Consider the following 20,501-nt stretch of genomic DNA (forward strand, 5'->3'; position numbering starts at 1 on the left):
CTTCGTCGCGGCTTTTCCCCAGGGGTCACACCCGTTCCCATCCCGAACACGGCCGTTAAGACCTGGAGGGCCGATGATACTGCTCCCCACAGGAGTGGAAAAGTAGGTCGCTGCGACGTTAAATCCCCTCCGGGCCATCACAACTGATGGCCCGGAGCCGTTTTACTGATAAAATTCTTCTCCTATTTCGAGGCATCCATGTCCATCGAGGTCCGCCTTCCTGACGACTCCCTCCGGCAGCTGCCCGAGGGGGCCACCGGGACCGAGCTGGCCGCCGGCATCGGAGCCCGCCTGTTGGACGCGGCCCTTGCCATCAAGACGGATGGCCGCCTGGTGGACCTGAAAGCGCCCCTGGCGAACGGGGCGAAGGTCGAGATCGTTACCAGCAAGAGTCCCGAGAGCCTGGAGCTGATCCGTCACTCCACCGCCCATCTCCTGGCCCACGCCGTGAAGCGCCTCTACCCCGAGGCCCGGGTGGGCATCGGCCCTGTCATCGAGGACGGCTTCTACTACGACTTCTGGGTGGACAAGCCCTTCACCCCGGAGGACCTGCCGGTCATCGAAGCGGAAATGCGGAAGATCGTGGCCGAGGGCGTCGAGGTCGAGCGCGAGGATCTCGGCCGGGATGCCGCCGTGGCCCGGTTCGAGGCCATGGGCGAACCCCTCAAGGTGGAGGTCGTCTCGGGCATCCCCGCCGGCGACATCATCAGCGGCTACAAACAGGGCGACTTCTACGACCTCTGCCGGGGCCCCCATGTGCCCAACACCTCGAAGCTGAAGGCCTTCAAGCTCCTCAGCATCGCGGGCGCCTACTGGAAGGGCGACGAGCGGAACCAGATGCTCAGCCGCATCTACGGCACCGCCTTCCACACCCAGAAGGAGCTCGACGAGCACCTGAAGCGCCTGGAGGAGGCCAAGGCCCGCGATCACCGCAAGCTGGGCAAGGAACTGGGCCTCTACTCCTTCCATCCCGAAGCGCCCGCCTCGCCCTTCTTCCACCCCAAGGGCACCCAGGTCTACAACGAGCTGGTGACCTACATGCGGGAGCTGTACTTCAAGTACGGGTACGACGAGGTGATCACCCCGCAGGTGCTGGACGTGGCCCTCTGGAAGACCAGCGGCCACTACGAGAACTACGCCGAGAACATGTACTTCACCACCGCCGAAGAGCGGGAGTACGCGCTGAAGCCCATGAACTGCCCAGGCCACTGCATCATGTTCGGCAGCCACAAGCACAGCTACCGGGACCTGCCCATCCGCTACGCGGACTTCGGCCGCCTGCACCGCTACGAGCGCAGCGGCGTGACCCATGGACTCACCCGCGTGCGCACCTTCTGCCAGGATGATGCCCACATCTACTGCGCATCCGAACAGATCAAGACGGAGATGGCCGCCTTCCTCGCCCTGCTGAAGGAGGTCTACGACACCTTCGGCTTCGAGGGCATGCGCGTCGCGCTCTCCACCCGGCCTGAGAAGCGCCTGGGCTCCGACGAGATCTGGGATGCGGCCGAGCAGGCCCTGGGCGAGGCCCTGGACGAGGCGGGCATGCCCTACACCCTGAATCCCGGCGAAGGCGCCTTCTACGGACCCAAGATCGAGTTCCAGATCCTGGATGCCCTCAAGCGCCCCTGGCAGCTGGGCACCCTCCAGGTGGATTACATGCTCCCGGAGCGCTTCGATCTGAAGTACACGAAGGCCGACGGGACCGAGGGGCGCCCCGTCATGCTGCACCGCGCCATCCTGGGCAGCCTGGAGCGCTTCATGGGCATCCTGGTGGAGCACACCGCCGGCGCCTTCCCGGCCTGGCTGGCACCCGTGCAGGTGGCCATCCTGCCCATCACCGACCGCGCCCACGCCTTCTCCGCGGAGGCTGCGGCGCAGGCCAAGGCCCTGGGGCTCCGGGCCGAAGTCGATCTCCGGAACGAGAGCCTGAAGGCCAAGATCCGCGAGGCCCAGCTGGCCAAGGTCCCCTACATGCTGGTCATCGGGGATCGCGAGGCGGAGGCCGGCACGGTGTCCGTGCGGCACCGCCACCGGGGAGACCTGGGCGTCCAGCCCCTGGAGGTCTTCCTGAAGGGGCTCGCCACCGAAGTCCAGGAGCGACAGCGCTGAGACGGTTTTCCTTGCTTGGCAGGAACCCATCCAAGTGGTAGACTTTTTGTCCTTGTGCAACTAGGGGAGGAACCATTCGTCCGAACGAGACCCGCATCAACGACGGCATCCGGGCCCCCGAGGTCCGCGTCATCTCCGAGGATGGCGAACAGCTCGGCGTGATGCCCCCTCACCAGGCCATCCGGATCGCGGAAGAGCGCGGCCTCGACTTGGTGGAAGTGGCTGGAAACGCGAATCCGCCCGTCTGCAGGATCATGGACTACGGCAAGTACAAGTTCATGGAGGCGAAGCGGGAACACGCGGCCCGGGCCAAGCAGAAGAACATCGTGGTAAAGGAAGTGAAGTTCCGCCCCAAGACCGACGACCACGACTTCGACTTCAAGATGAAGCACATCCTGCGGTTCCTGGAGGAAGAAGACAAAGTCAAGGTGGTGGTCATGTTCCGCGGACGTGAAGTCGTCCATCGCGACATCGGCTACCGGATCATCGAGGAAGTCATCCGCCGGGTCGGCGACAAGGCCATCGTCGAGAAGGGCGCCGGCATCGATGGACGCGACATGCACGCCATCCTCGCCCCCCGGATCATCGAAGTCCCCAAGGCGCCCAAGAAGCCCAAGCCGGCCCAGCCGGAAACCCCTGAAACCGAAGCCAAGATCCAGTGAGGAAGCCATGAGCTACAAGATCAAGAGCCACAAGGGCGCCCAGAAGCGTTTCAAGAAGACCGCCGGCGGCAAGTTCAAGCGGGGCTGCTCGCACCAGCGCCACATCCTGACCAAGAAGACCGCCAAGCGGAAGCGCCAGCTGGACATGGGCGGGATGGTGGCCAAGGCCGACCAGAAGGCCGTCGCGGCGATGCTGCCTTACGCCTGATTCTATTCCGGGGGTTCTCCTCGCAACGCATGCGTTGCAAGGATCTAAGGTCGCGCTCCGCTTCGCTGCGCGAACACCCCCGGACCCCCACGCCCTCGCAGGCTGAGCCTGCTCGGGCTTGGGTTCTCTCTCCGCCGGTCCTAGAATCGGTGGTTCAACCCGGTGGCTGAGGCCACCCCCGATGAGGCCTTCAAACGCTCTCTCTGAGCTGCCTCGAGGAAAGGAATCAAGATGACTCGTGTAAAGCGTGGTTTTAAGCGGGCCCAGCGCCGCAAGCGGATGATGAAGTTCGCGAAGGGCTTCTACGGCGCCAAGTCGCGGCTGTACCGTTCCGCCAAGGAAGCCGTCGAGAAGGCCCTCGGGTATGCCTACCGTGACCGCAAGGTCAAGAAGCGCGACTTCCGCCGCCTTTGGGTGGTGCGCATCAGCGCCGCCTGCACGCAGAACGGCACCAGCTACTCCAAGTTCATGGGCGGCCTGAAGAAGGCGTCCGTGGATCTGGACCGCAAGATCCTCGCGGATCTCGCCGTGCGCAATCCCGAAGCGTTTACCAAGCTCGTGGCCGTGGCCAAGGGCTGATCGCGAAGCAACCCATCGCAGACACCCGGAAGGCCGCGCGAGCGGCCTTTCTTTGTTCTGACCTTCCCACCGAGGCTTGCCATGGACTCCTTGCTGCCGCCCGAGATCGATGAAGCGGACCGCACCTTTGCCGGCGCCCTGGAGGCCTGCGCCGACCTCGATACCCTCCTGCGCCTGAAGGGCGCCTACGTGGGACGCGAGGGCAGCCACGCGGCCCGCATGATGGACCTGCTGAAGGCCGCTCCCAAGGAGCAGAAGCGCGAGCTCGGCGCCGCCATCAACGCCTTCAAGCAGCGCTGGGAGGAGGGCCTCAAGGCCCGCCAGGCGGATCTGGAGGCCGCGAAGAAGGCCGTCGGGGCGTCGTCCTGGGATGCGACCCTGCCGCCGCCCATGCCCGCCCGGGGCGCGCTGCATCCCCTCAACCGCCTCATGGACCGCCTGGTGGACGTCTTCAGGCCCCTGGGCTTCCACGTGGAGGAGGGTCCCGAGGTCGAGACGGAAGAGCACAACTTCGACGGCCTCAACATCCCGGCCGACCACCCGGCCCGCGGCAGCGCGGACACCTTCTACCTGGCCGCCCATCCCGGCCGCCTGCTCCGCACCCACACGAGCCCCGTGCAGGTGCAGACGCTCAAACGCTACGGCAAGGATGGGGCACGCTTGCTCAACGAGAGGGGCGGCATCCGCTTCCTCGCACCGGGCCGCGTCTACCGCAAGGACGAGATCGATCCCACCCACAGCCCCATGTTCCACCAGGTGGAGGGCATGCTCGTGGGCCACGGCATCGGCATGCAGCACCTCAAGGGCACGTTGGAATATGCCCTGCGTGCGCTGTTCGGCCCCCACACGGAGATCCGCCTGCGGCCCTCCTACTTCCCCTTTGTGGAGCCGGGCTGCGAGGTGGACGTGAGCTGTCCGCTGTGCGCCGCGAAGGGCTGCCGCGTCTGCAAGGGCTCAGGCTGGGTGGAGATCCTGGGCGCCGGGCTCATCCATCCGAATGTGCTCGAGTTCGCGGGCATCGATTCAAAGGAATGGTCCGGCTGGGCCTTCGGCATGGGCGTGGAGCGCATGGCCATGATGCTGAGCCAGACGCCGGACCTGCGGCTGTTCTTCGAGAACGACCAGCGGTTCCTCGAAGCCATGGGAGGGCTGGACTGATGTGGATCGAACGCGCCGCCCTGGCCGCTGAACTGCCCGCCGCCGCCTCGCTCGCCACCCGCGAGCTGGCGGAGCTGCTGGCCTCCCTGGGCTTCCCCGTGGACGCCGTGGAGGCCCGTCCCGGCACCGAGGTGCTGGACGTGGACATCACCGCCAACCGCGGGGACGCCATGTCCCACCGCGGCATGGCCCGGGACCTGGCCGCCCGCCTGAAGGCGCCGATGGCGCCGCTGGCCCCGCCGCCCACCCCGGAGGGGGCGCCGAAGGTCCCGGTCCACCTGCCGGATCCCGGCTGCCCGATCTATGCCACGGCCCTGCTGACGCTGGGCGCGGGCGAGACGCCGGAGGCGGTGCAGGCCTTCCTCGCCGCCCTGGGCGCGTCGCCCAAGAAGCTGCCGGCGGTGGACGCCTCCAACGAGCTGCTGCACCGCTACGGCCACCCCACCCACGCCTTCGACGCCGACCGCATCCACGGGGCCGTCACCGTGCGCCGGGCCGTGGCGGGCGAGAAGCTGGTGACCCTCGACGGCGTGACGCGCACGCTGGCGGCGGAGGACCTCGTCATCGCCGACGAGCGCGGCCCCATCGCCCTGGCGGGCGTCATGGGCGGCGAGGCCACCAAGGTCACGGAGGCCACCCGGCGGGTCCTGCTGGAGAGCGCCTGGTTCGAGCCCCGCACCGTGCGCGCCTCCGCCCATCGCCACGGCCTGCACTCCGACGCCTCCCAGCGCTTCGGCCGGGGCGCGGACCCCGCCATGGCCTCCGTGGCCCGGGACCTCCTGGTCCAGCGGCTCCAGGCCTGGGCCGGCGCCACCCTCGAAGGCGCCTGGACCGCCGGTGCCCTGCCCGCGACGGTTCCGACCGTGACCCTGACGGCGGATCTCCTGACCCGGGTGGCCGGGGAGCCTCTGTCCCTGGCGGAAGCCGCCGGGACCCTGGAGGCCCTGGGCTGCCGGGTGACGACTGGCTCCGAGGCCATGGCCGTGCAGCCACCCACCTGGCGCCATGACCTCGGCATCCCCGAGGACTTGGCCGAGGAGGTCCTGCGCCTCCGCGGCTATGCGGCCATTCCCTCGGTCCTGCCGCCCCTGGAGGGCCCGCCCCAGCCGCTGGCTCCCGAGTACCTCCAGCGGCAGGCCCTGGCCCGTCGGCTGGCCCACCTGGGCTTCCACCAGACCGTGACCTACGGCTTCGTGAGCCCAGAGATGGACGCGAGCTTCGCCGGTCCCCTGGGGACGGAGGCCCACGATGATCCGGAGAAGCGCACCCTGGCCAACCCCCTGGGCGTCGAGTACTCGCGACTGCGGCGGTCCCTGGTGCCCTCCCTCGTGGAGACGGCCCGGCAGAACCGCAAGCAGGGCCAGCGGGAGGTGCGCCTCTTCGAGATCGCGCCCACCTACCGCGGCCTGCCCGCCGGGCCGGAGGACACCTGGACCGTGGCCCTCCTCTGGGCTGGAGAGCGTTGGGACGGGGATCCCGAATCCAAGCCGGCCCTTGTGAAGGCCAAGCACCTTCACGGGGTTTTGAAGGATGTGTGCCTCCCTGGGACGGACCGGAAGGTGCGAGTCCTTGATGAAGATGCCATGGTGGTGACCGAGCTGCCCCTCTCCTATTTCCGCCGGCCCGATGCCCGCATCATTCCCACCTACATGCCCCACAGCCGTTTTCCGGCAGTGGAAAGGGATCTCTCGCTTACGATTCCAACGAACCTGCCCTGGCTGCGGATGCATGGGGTGGTACGAGAAGCCCTGAAGGACTCGGCCCTGGTGGACCTCACCTGCGCGGACCTCTACCAGGGAAAGGGGCTGGAGCCGGGCAGCAAGTCCTGGCTTCTCCGGCTGACCTTCCAGGCCATGGATCGGACCCTCGTGAGCTTGGAGGTGGAGGCCTGGATGGCCTCGGCCCTGGCCGCCGCCGAGGCCCTCGGGGCGAAGCTGCGGGCCTAGGGGCTGCGGGCGTAGAATCCCCCAAGAGGACACCATGGATCTGCTGAAACAACTCGAATCGAAGATGCACGCCCTGGTGCAGCAGCGCAACCAGCTGAAGGAAGAGCTGGATGCGCTGAAGGCCGCCGGCTCGGCCGGAGAGCAGGAGCTCCAGTCCCTCCGGGCCCGGCTGGAGGAGGCCCTGTCCGAGAAGACGGCTCTGGAGAAGGACCGCGAGGCGGTGAAGACGCAGGTGGCCGCCATCCTGCAGGCTCTGGAGGCCCTGGGATGAAGCCCCAGCCGCCCCTGCCGGGGATCCGGGCCGCCACGGTGTCGGTCCTGGGGCGGGAGCTCCAGGTCCAGACGGACCGGCCCGAGACCCTGGCGGCGGCGGTGCGGATCCTGGAGGACACCTTCCGCGACATGGACTCGCAATGCCAGCTAAGATGGGGGAGCGTCCCGAAGGGCCTGGACACCCCGTCCTGGTACCTCCTGGGCGCCCTGAACCTGGCGCACCGTGTGGCGCGCCTCGAGCAGGAAGCCAACCAGCACACCCAGAACCTGGAACAGACTCTCTCGAAGTTGCTGAACGATGTTCCGGACGAACCTTCCGCCCCCGTGCCCTTCCTCGACGAGGACGGAGACTGATTTCCCTGCGAGGCCCGTGATCATGGCCAAGCGCTTGTTCCGTAAGTCGACCTGGGAGACCTTCCCCCTGTCCTGTGCGTTCCGCGCGTCGGCGCGCCTTAGCCAGGGACTCTGGTTTCCCCCCTACCAGCTAGGGAACTCGGCAAGCCTCCACGACTGAGCGGGGATTTTCTTTCACATTCTGGTGCTGGTGGCTCTTCGGATCCCATTCCCTGGAGTCGCCCATGAACCTGATCAGCTGGATTTTTCTTCTCCTCTTCTTCGCCGCGGCCGGCGTGGGCCTCCTCATGGCCCTGCGGGCCCAGAAGGCGACGGTGGAAGCCTCCCAGGCCCAGGCCAAGGCGGAAGCCGACATCAAGGCCCAGCGCGAGAAGCTGTTGGAGGAGGCCCAGCGCGAGGCCCAGCGCCTCCGCGAGCGTGGCGAGCAGGAGGCCGAGGCCCTCCGCAAGGAATCGGCCCTGAAGGCCAAGGAGCAGGCCCTCCAGGCCCGGCAGGAGGCCGAGAAGCTGCTGGCCGAGCGCCAAGCCAACCTGGAGAAGCAGGAGCAGCGGCTCCACACGAAGGAGACCGGCCTCCAGACCAAGGAGGAGGGCCTCGACAAGAAGCTCCAGCAGGTGGACCAGAAGACGAAGGACCTCGACGCCCTCAACGACAAGCGCAAGGCCGAGCTGGAGAAGCTCGAGGCCAAGCAGGCCGAGGCCAAGCAGCTGGTGGAGGCCCAGGCCCAGCGCCTGGAGGAGATCGCCGGCCTCACCCGCGAGGACGCCAAGAAGGAGCTGACGGCACAGCTGGAATACGCCGCCAAGATGGACGCCGCCAAGCTGGTGCGCCGCATCGAGGAGGAGGCCCAGGAGGAGGCCGCCAAGAAGGCCCGGTGGACCATCGGTGCCGCCATCCAGCGCGTGGCCTCGGACGTGGTGGCCGAGCAGGCCGTGAGCTCTGTCCAGCTACCCAGCGACGACCTCAAGGGCCGCATCATCGGCCGCGAAGGCCGCAACATCCGCGCCCTGGAGAAGGCCACGGGCTGCGACCTCATCGTGGACGACACGCCCGAGAGCATCGTCGTCTCCAGCTTCGACCCCATCCGCCGGGAGGTGGCCCGCCAGGCCATCCTGAAGCTCCTGGCGGACGGCCGCATCCACCCGGCGCGCATCGAGGAGGTGGTGGAGAAGGTCAAGGTGGACATGGACCAGCACCTCAAGGAGATCGGCGAGGCGGCCTGCATCGAGCTGGGCTTCCCCGACGTGCACCCCAAGCTGCACAAGCTGGTGGGTCGCCTGAACTACCGCACTTCGTACGGCCAGAACGTGCTGGAGCACACCAAGGAGGTGGCCCGCATCGCCGAGTACATGGCGGGCGAGATGGGCGCCAACGCCAAGCTGGCGCGCCGGGCCGGCCTCTTCCACGACATCGGCAAGGCCATCGACCGCGAGGTGGAGGGCACCCACATCGAGATCGGCATGCAGCTCATGCAGCGCTACGGCGAGAAGGAGGAGGTCATCCACGCCATGAGCTGCCACCACGGGGACTTCGAGCCCCGCACGGTGGAGGCCATGCTCATCACGGCCGCGGACGCCCTCAGCGCCGCCCGGCCCGGCGCCCGGCGCGAGATGCTGGAGACCTACGTGAAGCGCCTCGAGAAGCTCGAGGAGATCGCCGGCAGTTACAAGGGCGTGCAGAAGAGCTACGCCATGCAGGCCGGCCGCGAGATCCGCATCCTGGTGGACGCTGGCTCCGTCAACGACGACCAGGCCTACTGGATCGCCAAGGACGTGAGCCGGCGCATCGAATCCGAGATGCAGTACCCCGGCCAGATCAAGGTGACGGTCATGCGGGAGCTGCGCGCGGTGGAAATCGCAAGGTAGGAAGCACCGCGTCTGATAGAGTCCTGGCAGACCATACCCACAGGCCGGATTCCTCTTGGACGTATTCCCGCCCGACCCTTCCGATCCCCTCCCTGTCGACGAGGAGGCGGGTGCCGCAAGGCTGCGTCGGCACCTGGCGGAGGGGTGTTATTCCCTGAGCCTGGCCCGCACCCGGGAGGAGGTGTTCCGGGTGCTCCTCGGACGGGCATTGGAGATTCGACCCCGCGCCCAGTGGTTCGTCGGCCAGATCGAGGCGCGCGAGGGCCAGCGGGCCCTGGCCGTGGCGGCCTCCCTCCCTCCCCTGGAGCCGCGCCTCGAAGCCGCCCTCAGGGATGCCCGCCTGTCACTCCTCGAGGCCGGCCTGGTGCGGGAGATCTGCGACCGTCACCGCCCGGTCTTCCTGGCGCATGCGGCCGCCATGCCCGGAAAGGTGCCGCCCGGGTTCGTGAAGGCGGCAGGCTTGGGCAGCCTGCTTGGCGTTCCCATGGTCCATGAGGGGCGCCTTGGAGGGGTTCTTTTCGGCGTCGACCTCGGGGGCGAGGAGGCCGCCCACCCCGGCGAGGACGAGCTGGCGACCCTCCAGGGTCTGGCCCGGGCCAGCGCGCTGCTGCTGGAGCGCATCGAGGCGGAGGCGCGCCTTGCGGAAACGGCCCTTCTCTTCCGGGATTTGGCCCGCGCCGCGCATGATCTGGCCGAAGCGGCGGACGAGGACACCCTGGTGGCCCAGCTGTTCCAGTGGGCCGGGCGGCTGGCCCCCCTTCCCGAGTGGTGGTTCAACCGCTTCGATGCCTCGGCCCGCGCGTGCCGCACCACCCATTGGACCCGCGGTCTCGAGGCCCATGGCACGGTCGAAAGCATCCGCCGGCCCGATCCGGTGGATGGGGACCGCATCCTGGAGCGGGTCTACCTCCGACAGAAGGCCGTCCACATCCGCCGGTGGGAGGACCTCCCGGTTGAGCCGAACCGGTCCGGCTGGCCGAGACCCATGCACACCTGGGTGGGTCTCCCCCTGGCCCACGAGGGCACGGTGGTGGGGTCGCTCAGCGGCGGTTCCTTCGGGGCTCAGGGCCACGTGACGCTTTCCGAGGAACAGTTCGAGGCCCTGCAGAGCCTGGCGGAGACTGCCGGTCTGGTGCTGAACCGCCTCCTGGCCCGAAAGGCCCTGGAGTCTGAGGAGGGGCGGTTCCGCCGGCTGTTCGAACAATCCCCCGATCCCATCATCCTCCTGGTGCATGGGGTGATCCAGGATGTGAACCAGGCCTCGATGGAGCTGCTCGGTCGGCCCGGCCCGGCCCTGCTTGGCCAGGATCCCACCCGGCTGAGCCCGGCCCGACAGCCTTCGGGCCTGACCAGCCGCGAGGCGGCGCTGGGGCTCCTGGCCGAGGTGAAGGCCGGCACCCGCAACCGCTTCGAGTGGGTCCTCCTCCACGAGAGTGGCCGGGAGATCCCCTGCGACGTGGCCATCACCCAGTACCGCCTGGGCACTCAGCACATCTACCACGCTGTCCTCCGGGACCTCACGGAACAGAAGCGGGCCGAAACGGAGCGCGCGACCCTGGAGCGGCAGCTGTTCCAGGCCCAGAAGATGGAAAGCCTGGGCGTGCTGGCGGGCGGTATCGCCCACGACTTTAACAACCTGCTCATGGGCGTCCTGGGGCACGCGGGCCTGGCCCTGGACCAGCTCAACCCACTGCACCCAGCCAGGCGGAACATCGAGGCCATCCAGAAGGCGGGCCAGCGGGCCGCGGACCTGACCCGCCAGATGCTCGCCTATTCCGGCCGCGGCCGGTTCGAGGTCCGCAACCTGGATCTCAGCGTCCAGGTGGATGAAATGCTCCACCTCCTGGAGGTGAGCCTGCCCAAGACCGTGGTGCTGAGCCTGAGCCTGAAGAAGGGCCTCCCGGCGGTCTCCGCGGACGCATCGCAGATCCAGCAGGTGATCATGAACCTGGTGATCAACGCGGCCGAGGCCATCGGCGAGGCCTCCGGCACGATCACCCTCGCCACGGGCCTCCAGCGCGTGGACGCGACCTCCGCCCAGACCATGCTGGTGGGGCAGGATGTGGCGCCGGGCCCCTACGTCTATCTGGAAGTGGCCGACACGGGCTGCGGGATGGACCCGGAAACCCAGGGCCGGATCTTCGAACCCTTCTTCACCACCAAGTTCACGGGCCGGGGCCTGGGGCTTTCGGCCATCATGGGCATCGTCAGGGGCCACAAGGGCGCCCTGCGCGTCTATTCCGAAGTGGGGCACGGCACCACGTTCAAGGTGCTCCTGCCGGCCCTCGACCTGGAGACCGAGACCGCCATGGTGGTGGAGGAGGCCCCCTGGGCCGGCCACGGCCTCGTGCTGGTCGTGGACGATGACGAGACCGTGCGGATCGTGGCCCGGCAGATCCTGGAGAGGCGGGGGCTCCAGGTGCTCGAGGCCCAGGACGGCCAGGAGGCCGTGGATCTGGTGCGCACCAGGGGAGCCGACATCGGCGTGGTGCTCCTGGACATGACCATGCCCCGCATGGGCGGCGAGGAGGCCTTCCGGGAGATGCGGCGCCTCCAGCCCGACATCCGCGTCATCCTGAGCTCGGGCTACAACGAGAGCGAGGCCATGGGCCGCTTCGTGGGCAAGGGGCTCCGGGGCTTCATCCAGAAGCCGTACGGCCCCAAAGAGCTGCTGGCCAAGATCCAGGGCGTGCTCGAAGCTTGAGGGATGCGGACTGTCCTCCTGCTTATTCCCAGCAACATCTTCTTCGCCCTGCGGGCTCAGGCCTCAAGCTCGATTGTTGCGGCCTCGGAGGGTGGCCGATGAGAACGGTCATCCTGCTCGTCCTCAGCAACATTTTCATGACCTTCGCCTGGTACGGGCACCTGAAGCACCACCGCGACAGCCCGCTCTGGATCGCCATCCTGGCGAGCTGGGGCATCGCCTTCTTCGAGTACTGCCTCATGGTTCCCGCCAACCGCTTCGGCTACGGGCGCTTCAGCCTCCCCCAGCTGAAAGTGATCCAGGAGGTGGTGACGCTGCTGGTGTTCGCCGTGTTCACCGTGGCCTGGATGCGGGAGCGGCTGCACCTCAACCACCTCTGGGCGGGGCTGTGCCTCGTGGGAGCCGTGTTCTTCACCTTCCGGAAGTAGGCGTCAGCCATCCAGGTGGATGATGCCCCGCTTGAGGGCCACCATGGCCGCCTCGGTGCGGTCCTTCACCTGCAGCTTGCGCAGCAGGTTGTTCACGTGGATCTTCACCGTGGGTTCCGCCAGGCCGAGGGAGTCCGCGATCTCGCGGTTCCGCTGGCCCTGGGCCAGCAGGCGCAGCACATCCAGCTCCCGGGCGGTGAGACGCTCGGATTCCATGCCCTCCACCAGGCGGGCGGCCGTGGCGGGAGGCAGGTAGCGCTGGCCTGCGGCCACGGCCCGGACGGCCTCGATGAGCGTGCCGCGCCGCATGCTCTTCAGCAGGTAGCCCCGGGCCCCTGCCTCCAGGGCGCGGTGGATGTCGGCATCGCCGTCGAAGGTGGTGAGGACCAGGATCCGTGCGTCCGGATCCTCGCGCCGGATGGCCGTGATGGCCTCCACGCCCGTTTGGCCGGGAAGCTGGAGGTCCATGATGATGACCGTGGGGCGCAGGGTGCGCCAGGCCGCCACGGCCTCCTTGCCGTCACCGGCCTCGCCGACCACTTCGAGATCGGGTTCGCCGTGGTGGAGGATGGCGACCAGGCCGTCGCGGACCACGGGATGGTCGTCCACGATGAGCAGACGGATGGGATCGGAAGGGGTCGTGGTCATGGGCGCCATCTCCGGAGGGGCAGGATGATGGTGATGCGGGTGCCCCGTCCCGGTCCACTGTCGATATCCATGTGGCCCCGGAGCTTGCCCAGGGTTTCACGAATGCTGCGGAGGCCATAGCCCGCGGCCCCGGCGGCGGGATCGAAGCCCTTGCCGTCATCCTCGACGCGCAGCCCCACCTCCCGCCGCTTGTAGTGGACCGTCACCCGGACCCACTTGGCCTTGCCGTGGCGGAGGGCGTTGGTGAGGGCCTCCTGGGCCATGCGCAGCAGCTCCTCCTCCAGCTTGGCGTCCAGGCGTCTTGGCTCTCCGGTGTGGGCCAGCTCCACCCGGATGCCCGTGCCCGCGAGGAGGCGATCGGACAGGATGCGCAGGGCGCCCAGCAGGTCGGTCCCCTCGGGTTTGCGGGGGCTCAGAGCCATCACGGACCGGCGCGCCTCCTGGAGGCTGGCGGCCGCCAGCTCGCGGGCCCGGTCGAGGCGCGTGAGCACCGGCGCGGGATCGCCCGCCAGGCGGGCCAGGCCGGCCTCGGCGGCCTCGAGCTGGAGCAGCACGCCCGTGAAGCCCTGGGCCAGGTGGTCGTGGATCTCCCGGGCCATGCGGTTGCGCTCGTCCAGCACGGCGGAGCGGGCCTCCACCTGCTGGAGGCGGAGGCGCAGCAGCCACCATCCGAAGAGGCCTGCCGCCAGGGCGCACAGGGCCCAGAACACCGGACGCTGGTGGAAGAAGGGCTGGACCCGCACCTCGAGGGAGACCTCCTGCGGGGGGCCCTCCTCCCCGGGCCGCCAGGCCTGGAGTCGGAAGCGCCGCGTGCCCGGGGGCAGGTTCGAGTACACCGCGAAGCGCCGGTCGCTCACTTCGTTCCAGCCAGGGTCGATCCCCTCCATGCGGTACCGGAACCGCAGCTTCTCGGCGCCCGTGAGGCTGATGCCCGTGTAGTGGATCTCCAGCCGATGGCTGCCGGGGGCCAGGACTAGGGGGCCCTGGATCGGCTGCGCCGACTCGTCGCTCAGGACCTTCGAGAGGCACAGGCGGAGGGGAGGTGGGGGGGGCGGCAGCCGGAGGGTGTCGGCATGGGCCATGCCCCGGCTGGTGGGAACCCAGAGCTCGCCTTCTCGGGTGAGCCAGGCCGCGGGCTGGGGGCCTCCGTGGGTCTCCCGGGCGGGCAGGCCGTCCCAGTGATCGAAGGTGGCGAGGGGGGAGGGGCCGGCCGCGGGCAGACTCCGGCTCATGGCCAGCCGGGGGACTCGGAGCACGCCCTGGCTGGTGCTGAGCCAAAGGATCTGGTCCGAATCCTCCAGGATGGCGTGGATGGCTGTCTTCAGAAGTCCCTCAGGACCGGTGAACGTCTGGAAGGCGTCATGGCGGAAGAGGCGCAGGCCGTCCGGGGTGCCCACCCAGAGGGAGCCCGTGCCATCCAGGTGCAGGGCCTGGGCGCCGGCGGAGGCCAGGCCCTGGGCGGCCCCGAACCAGTGCAGGCCCTCCGCGTCCAGGATCCCGACCCCCTGGGACGGGCTGGCCACGTACAGCGGCTCCGGGCCGCCTCCGGCCATGGCCACCACGCCCCGGGCCACCGGGAAGATCTGGTGCGCTCCACCGGACAGGAGCTTCAGCAGCCCCTGACGGGGCGTGGCGATCCACAGGTCGCCGGCGGGGTCTTCGTAGAGGGTGAGGATCTCCTCGGGCTCCGGTCCGCCCTGCAAGGGCACGGCCCGGGCCCTTCCCCCCTCGAGGATGAACAGCCCCCCTTTCCGGGTGCCCACCCAGAGACCGCCACTCCCGCGGGGCCACAGCGCGGAGATGGGCCCGGGCCCCACGGTTCCCGTCGGGACGAAGGGTTCGATGCGGCCGTCGCGGACCTGGCCGAGGGACTGGTCCCCCGTGAGGCACCAGACGGTGCCCGAAGCGTCCTGGCAGACCATCCTGGCGGCTTCTTCGGGTTCGGGCCCCCTCACCGGCACGGCCTGGAAGGGGACGGCAACCGCCGCGCGGAGGCCGCGATCTTCGCTTCCCACCCACAGGGTGCCGGCGCGGTCTTCCAGCAGGCAGAGCACGGTCCACCGGATCTGCGGCCCATCGGGCGCGGTCTCCAGCCGGCCGTCCCGCATCCGGTGGTACAGGCCCGCCTGTTCGGTGCCGATCCATAGGCCGCCGCCGCGGTCCGCCCGGAGGGTGGTGATGGCTCGCGCGGGGAGGCCGCCCAGGCCGCTGGAAGGCCCCAGGCGACCGTCCGCGAAGGTGAGCAGTCCCTGGGTCCGCGTGCCCACCCACAGCGTCCCGGCGGCGTCCTGCTCGAGGGCCGTGATGTCGCCGGCCGAGAGGGCCACCAGCTCCAGCCGCCGCTCCCGGACCCGCCAGAGGCCCGATCCCGCCGTGCCCACCCAGAGCGTGCCCCCGGAGTCCGTCGTCATGGCCTGGATCCGCAGGCCGACGGCGTCACAGGCGACCGGCTGGAACTGCTCCCCGACCCGTTGCAGCAGCGGGCCTTCGGCCGGGGCCGCCCAGAGGCCGCCCTGGGGATCCGTGGCCAGGTGGAGGATGGGGCTGTCGGGCAGGCCTTCGGCGGGACCAAGGGCGGTGAAGACACCCTGCTTCAGGCGGAAGAGACCCGGTTGCGAGGTGCCGATCCAGAGGCTGCCGTCCGGGGTTTCGGCCAGGCAACGCACATCGTTGTGGGAGAAGGCAGGCGCTTCGCGGCGGGACAGGCGATCGAACCGGGCCCCGTCGAACCGGGCCAGGCCGTCCTCGGTGCCCACCCACAGGAACCCGTCCCGGCTCTCCAGCAGGGCCGTGGCCGTGTCCTGGGCCAGTCCCGGCTGGTTCCGCCAGATCCGGTGCCCCAGGACCGGGGGCCGGGCGCGAACGGAGTCGCGGGCCGCGAGGGGCGTGGGCGCCAGGACCATCACCGCCACCATGGGCATCACGATCCCCAGCGACAAGGCGGCGGCGCACCATCCGGCCCAGCCTCTGCGGAAGCCCTGAGTACCTGCCCAGTCCATGATCATGGAAGCAGCAGGTTAGGCCATCACCGAGGCTCCGGCAACCAGGGATCTCGAAGGCTCCCGCGGCTGCGAGCGGGCCGCGTCGGGACGCCCAGCCACCATCTCGGGATGCCCGAGTCGCGACGGCAGCCTTACATCTAAAGGCCTAACAACAACATTCGTTGGATGTATCGACACGGGTCCGCGATCAGGGGATCGTTCCTCATCATCCAAATTCCGCCCGGGTTCCTTCCACGCCAGGGACACCAGGCCTACCTTGGACAGCGAAGCCGATCTTCTGCGCTTCGGACTGTCCTTCCAACGGTCGCCGTCGGTTCCCGCTCGGCATCGGCCCGTCGCCTGGAGGTGCCAGCATGCTCAGGAACCCAGCCTGGATGGGTCTTCGCGGCATCCTCCTCCTCGCGGTGGCGGCCTTCGTCGGCTGCGGGAAGGGGACTTCCGACCCGGTGGTGTACTACGGCTACTACCACCCGGCCGGCTGGATCAATGAGCATCCCGGCAAGGCCCTGGCCGATGCGGGCAGCTGCGCCAGGTGCCACGAGCTGACGGTCCTGAAGGTCGGCAGCGGCGTGCCCTCCTGCATGGCTTCTGCCTGCCACCATGGCACCCAGCCGGGCTGGGCGAACGCGGACCTCCACGGCCTGCGGGCGAAGCTGGCGGCGGGCCCTTCGGGGAGAAGCTTCGCTTCCTGCCAGATCTGCCACGGGAAGGACTTCTCCGGGGGCGGTTCGGCGAACGCCTGCGCGACCTGCCACGGGGTCCAGGCGCCGCACCCCGCCAAGCCATGGCGTCTCTCCGCCGGATCGCTCCACACGCACACCACCACCGATCCCTCCAATGCGGCGGTGTGCGCCCAGTGCCACTACCCGGGCTCCCCCCACAACCCCGCCGGGCACCCGGCGTCGCCAGCCCCCGCTGGCACGCAGCCCGGCTGCTACAACGCCACCCTGTGCCACGCGAACGCCGGCGCGCCCCATCCGCTGGGCCCCATCTGGACGGAGGCCACGAGCCCCTCGTTCCATGGGATCCAGGCCAAGCAGGACCTGCTCTACTGCCAGAGCTGCCACGGCACGCCCGGCACTCCGATGTTCGATGGGGGCACCGCGTCGACGGCCTGCTCCGCCTGCCATACGGCGGCCTTCGCCCATTCCACGACCTGGTACCAGGATCCGGTCCAGACCTTCCCGGGCTATGTGCCTTCGCATCGCAACGCGGGCAACCTCGCGGCCTGCCAGGCCTGCCATGACGGCCTCGTCCAGGGCCGGACCGCGCCCCTGCCCGCGGCCCCGAGCTGCTACTCGGCCTCCTTCGACAACGGCGTCCACGGCACGGTCGGATGCCACGCCAACGGCCCCGCCGCGCCGAACCATCCCGTCCCGTTCACGGGCACGACCCACACGACGGTGACCCAGGCCCAGTTCACGGCGGACTGCGCGGCCTGCCATGCGGTGGCCGGAAGCTCTCCCGTGGCGGGGGCGCCGCTTTGCAGCGTGTGCCACCAGGCCGCCTCCCCCCTGGACGCCGGGAAGGGCCCGGGGACCTGCCTCTCCTGCCACCTGGGCGCGGCCGGTCTGCCCGCCGGTCCCACGGGCACGGCCTTCCCCAGCCTGGCCGGGGCCCACGCCAAGCACATGGGCCTGCGGACCGCCCTGACCTGCAACACCTGCCACAACGGCATCGGCGCAGGCAGCCTGGCGCACTACAACGCCGCCAATGCGCGCGTCTCCCAGCCGACCTCCCCGGCCCCGGTGGCCATGGTGGCCACCTTCAACGCCCAGTCGGGCACGGCCGGGTTCACCGCGGCTGCGCTGACCTGCTCCAACGTGAGCTGCCATGGCGGCCAGACGACCCCAAGCTGGCAGACGGGGACGCTCGCCGTGAATGCCACGACCTACTGCCTGGCCTGCCATAAGATCGCTTCCACCCCCACCCAGTACAACGACGCCATGGGCCGCCACAACACCCCGAGCGACCACAACCAGACCTGCGACTACTGCCATGACATGACGCAGGCCAAGCCGGGCGCCCAGAACCACTTCAAGTACCTCGATACCCCCGCGGTCAGCGGGGCCGTCACCGGCTCACCCGCCGATCAGTTCCCCAGCGACACCATCCGGTTCGGAGGCGGCTCACAGCCGGCCACCGGCGCGCTCACCTACACGGTCACCTCCAGCACCCAGGGGCAGGGTGGCTGTGCGCTGACCTGCCACACCCAGGACCACACCACCGCCAACAACACCTGGAACTGATTTCCCCCGCCTTTCCACCCTCCCATAGGAGATTCCTCCATGAGCCGTGCCCTTCTGCCCCTCCTGCTGCTCGCTGGCGCCACGCTGTCCGCCGGAGACCCCGCCAAGGACCTACCCAAGTTCCAGGGCGATCTCCAGAAGTACTGGACCGATGCCTGCGCCCGCTGCCACGGCGTCAACGGCAACGGCCGCGACAACAGCGGCAAGCCGCTTCCCGACGCCGGTTTCGACTTCACGGACAGCCGCAAGGCCAACAAGAAGAAGGACAGCGACTGGGTGAAGGTCACCATGCAGGGCAAGGACAAGATGCCGGCCTTCAAGGACAAGATGTCCGAGGCCGACGCCCAGAGGATGATCACCGACATCGTCCGCAAGTTCGCCGCCAAGCGCTGAGTGGAGGCCGGATGCCACGGAAGCTCCTCTCTCTCGCCTGCGCAGTCGGGACCGCGTGCGCGCTCCACGCCGAGTCCTCGGACTATCCCCTGGCCATCAACCTCCCCACGGCCGAGCGGATGCAGTTCTGGGACATCGGCCTCGCCTTCACCCACCGCTTCGTCACGCCGGTGAAGGACCACGGCAAGGATGTCTACGGCCTGGACGGCTACGCCTATGCCGGCCTGGGGTTCACCTTCGGCATCAAGCCGGTCCCCGGCCTCAACGCCTTCATCTACCGCACGGCGGACAACAAGACCTTCACCTTCGGCTTGCAGCAGCAGGTGCTGGACCTGGATCGCATCCGCATGGCCGTGCGGGCAGAGCGGTTCGACGAGGTGGTGCCTGCCACCACCACGCCCATCGGAAGGGTGGGCGTCGCCGGGGGCGTCTTCCAGGTGCCCACGGAGATCTTCCTCACGGACGACATCATCTTTTCGGTGGTGCCCACTTACATCACCAAGACCACCACCACCGACACGATCCTGGCGGTGCCGCCCGGGGCCGCGCCCAACACCTCGCCCAACACGGGAGGCGTGTTCAACGTGGGTCTGGGCCTGCGCATCGGGTTCACCGAGAAGTTCTCCTTCATGGGCGAGTACTATCCGCGGCCGTCCAAGTTCGCCCACGCCACGCCCGGCGTCGTGACCGACGGCAGCACCTACCGGCCAGGCTTCGCCGCCGGCGTCTCCTACCGGACCTTCAAGCACCGCTTCACCCTTATCGGGACCAACGTTCCAGGCACCACGGCCAACCAGGTCCTCAGCGGGGACTACGGAGGCGGGCCCAGGTCCTCCTCCCAGTGGTCCATCGGCTTCAACGTCGTCCGCGTGTTCTGAGGTCGCCCGCCCGTGTCCACCGCCCCCCTGCTCGAGTTCATCGCCCGGGAGCACCCGGCCTTCGTCCACATCCCCCTGGGCCTGATCGCCGTGCTGCCGCTGGCCATGCTGGCCTCCTTCCATCCGAGGCATGCCCGGCTGTGGACGGGCACATCGTTCTTCCTGGCCCTCGTGGGCTGGCTGGGCAGCACCGTGGCCCTGGCCAGCGGCCTCCTGTGGGGGCGCCAGATTGCGCTCATCCCGCCCGGGGCCTTCCTTCCGCGGACCGTCACCGAGAAACAGGTCCTGCAGCGGATCCTGCAGCTCCACGAGCTGGCGGCCCTCAGCGGGTTCCTGGTCGGTGGCCTATGCCTCTGGCTGCTCTGGCGCGCCTGGCGCCGGCTTGACGCCCCCGTGGCGCTGGGTCATCCCCGGCGGGCCGGCCGCCGGTTCTGGGAACGAGGCGTGGGGGCGGGCTCGCTCCTGGTGGGCGTCATCTGGCTGGGGTGCTGGGGGCTCAGCGGGAAGCTGGGCGGCATCATGGTCTTCGGCAACGAGGAGACCAACCGGGCTGCGGCCGAGGCGGATGCCGCCAAGCGGGCGGATGCCGAGGCGGACCTGCCCATCCGGGCCCTGGACTACGCGAGCCTCGAGCCCGCCACCTCGGCACCGATCCGCAGCAAGTCCCACGGGAACCGCTGGCAGCGAACCTGGGTCACCGCCTCGGGGATCGACGCCTACCGCGCCGGCCAGCCGCTTCCCCCCGGAGCCTACGCGGTGCTCTCCACCTACGAAGACGACCACGGCCGGCCGGGGACCGAGCCGGGCCCGCTCTACATGAAGGAGACGAAGGCCGACGGCAGCAGCGCCTTCGCCTTCTACTGGCCCCGGGTGCCGGAAGCCCGGCGCGGAGAGGTGGAGGGTCAGGACGGGGTCTACTGGCGGAGCCCCGACCCGCACCTGGCGGCCTGCGTGGACTGCCACGCGAAATCCGGCGCGGCCCGGAAATAGGAACGCCCCCGGGTTGACCTCAAGACACGAGGCTGACACCGTCGTGCGTGAG

The 20,501-nt window shown here is 69.1% G+C and carries 17 protein-coding genes and 1 rRNA gene; 16 read left to right on the plus strand and 2 right to left on the minus strand.

The genetic code is table 11. The annotated features are described in order from the left end of the window. The first annotated feature begins 3 nt into the window (after positions 1-3). The 12 genes from rrf to ML539_RS10685 all read left to right on the plus strand — a co-directional run bounded on the left by rrf (position 4) and on the right by ML539_RS10685 (position 12,289). Positions 4-119 (plus strand): 5S ribosomal RNA (gene rrf, locus ML539_RS10630). 79 nt (positions 120-198) lie between these two features. Next, entirely contained in the window at positions 199-2,112 is a 1,914-nt protein-coding gene (thrS, locus tag ML539_RS10635; RefSeq protein WP_243323640.1) for a threonine--tRNA ligase, read from the plus strand. Positions 2,113-2,207: 95 nt separating this feature from the next. Then, positions 2,208-2,774 carry a translation initiation factor IF-3 gene (gene infC, locus ML539_RS10640; RefSeq protein ID WP_341482279.1) on the plus strand — a complete coding sequence of 189 codons (567 nt, stop codon included), beginning with the start codon at positions 2,208-2,210 and terminating at the stop codon, positions 2,772-2,774. Between the two features lie 7 nt (positions 2,775-2,781). After that, on the plus strand, positions 2,782-2,982 hold the full coding sequence (gene rpmI, locus ML539_RS10645) for a 50S ribosomal protein L35 (RefSeq protein WP_026853512.1): 201 nt from the start codon (positions 2,782-2,784) through the stop codon (positions 2,980-2,982). A 231-nt stretch (positions 2,983-3,213) separates the two neighbouring features. Beyond that, positions 3,214-3,561 (plus strand): 50S ribosomal protein L20, encoded by a 348-nt coding sequence (rplT, locus tag ML539_RS10650; RefSeq protein WP_243288481.1) that lies wholly within the window; start codon positions 3,214-3,216, stop codon positions 3,559-3,561. A gap of 81 nt (positions 3,562-3,642) precedes the next feature. Then, positions 3,643-4,719, plus strand: coding sequence for a phenylalanine--tRNA ligase subunit alpha (gene pheS / locus ML539_RS10655; protein WP_243323647.1), 1,077 nt, complete (start codon positions 3,643-3,645; stop codon positions 4,717-4,719). After that, positions 4,719-6,665, plus strand: coding sequence for a phenylalanine--tRNA ligase subunit beta (locus ML539_RS10660; RefSeq protein WP_243323650.1), 1,947 nt, complete (start codon positions 4,719-4,721; stop codon positions 6,663-6,665). The genes pheS and ML539_RS10660 overlap by 1 nt, the downstream gene beginning before the upstream one ends. A 34-nt stretch (positions 6,666-6,699) precedes the next feature. Then, the gene (gene zapB, locus ML539_RS10665) at positions 6,700-6,936 is read left to right on the plus strand and encodes a cell division protein ZapB (RefSeq protein WP_243323658.1); all 237 of its coding nucleotides are present in this window, start codon (positions 6,700-6,702) and stop codon (positions 6,934-6,936) included. Next, positions 6,933-7,292, plus strand: a complete 360-nt coding sequence (locus ML539_RS10670) for a cell division protein ZapA (RefSeq protein ID WP_243323667.1) — start codon at positions 6,933-6,935, stop codon at positions 7,290-7,292. The genes zapB and ML539_RS10670 overlap by 4 nt, the downstream gene beginning before the upstream one ends. A gap of 224 nt (positions 7,293-7,516) precedes the next feature. Then, positions 7,517-9,157, plus strand: coding sequence for a ribonuclease Y (gene rny / locus ML539_RS10675; protein WP_243323679.1), 1,641 nt, complete (start codon positions 7,517-7,519; stop codon positions 9,155-9,157). Between the two features lie 55 nt (positions 9,158-9,212). Continuing rightward, positions 9,213-11,861 (plus strand): response regulator, encoded by a 2,649-nt coding sequence (locus tag ML539_RS10680; RefSeq protein WP_243323688.1) that lies wholly within the window; start codon positions 9,213-9,215, stop codon positions 11,859-11,861. Positions 11,862-11,959: 98 nt separating this feature from the next. Beyond that, positions 11,960-12,289, plus strand: coding sequence for a DMT family protein (locus tag ML539_RS10685; protein WP_243323690.1), 330 nt, complete (start codon positions 11,960-11,962; stop codon positions 12,287-12,289). 3 nt (positions 12,290-12,292) lie between these two features. Here the strand turns inward: ML539_RS10685 and ML539_RS10690 are convergent, their stop codons facing one another. Together ML539_RS10690 and ML539_RS10695 are read right to left on the minus strand one after the other, a co-directional pair. Then, on the minus strand, positions 12,293-12,937 hold the full coding sequence (locus tag ML539_RS10690) for a response regulator transcription factor (RefSeq protein ID WP_243323693.1): 645 nt from the start codon (positions 12,935-12,937) through the stop codon (positions 12,293-12,295). After that, positions 12,934-15,942, minus strand: a complete 3,009-nt coding sequence (locus ML539_RS10695; protein ID WP_243323694.1) for a sensor histidine kinase — start codon at positions 15,940-15,942, stop codon at positions 12,934-12,936. Before ML539_RS10695 ends, ML539_RS10690 begins: the two co-directional genes overlap by 4 nt. Positions 15,943-16,292: 350 nt before the next feature. On the opposite strand from ML539_RS10695, the gene ML539_RS10700 reads away from it, so the two are divergent. Genes ML539_RS10700 through ML539_RS10715 form a run of 4 tightly spaced genes read left to right on the plus strand, consistent with a single transcriptional unit; the run spans position 16,293 to position 20,449 of the window. After that, positions 16,293-18,188 (plus strand): CxxxxCH/CxxCH domain-containing protein, encoded by a 1,896-nt coding sequence (locus ML539_RS10700; RefSeq protein ID WP_243323710.1) that lies wholly within the window; start codon positions 16,293-16,295, stop codon positions 18,186-18,188. A gap of 39 nt (positions 18,189-18,227) precedes the next feature. Further along, on the plus strand, positions 18,228-18,581 hold the full coding sequence (locus ML539_RS10705) for a cytochrome c (RefSeq protein ID WP_243323716.1): 354 nt from the start codon (positions 18,228-18,230) through the stop codon (positions 18,579-18,581). 11 nt (positions 18,582-18,592) lie between these two features. Beyond that, a complete protein-coding gene (locus tag ML539_RS10710; protein ID WP_243323717.1) occupies positions 18,593-19,459 on the plus strand; it encodes a DUF5777 family beta-barrel protein in 867 nt (288 codons plus the stop codon). 12 nt (positions 19,460-19,471) lie between these two features. Next, entirely contained in the window at positions 19,472-20,449 is a 978-nt protein-coding gene (locus ML539_RS10715; protein WP_243323718.1) for a hypothetical protein, read from the plus strand. Positions 20,450-20,501: the final 52 nt, after the last annotated feature.

Source organism: Geothrix sp. SG200 (assembly GCF_022808935.1).
In the GTDB taxonomy this organism is placed as follows: Bacteria; Acidobacteriota; Holophagae; order Holophagales; family Holophagaceae; genus Geothrix; species Geothrix alkalitolerans.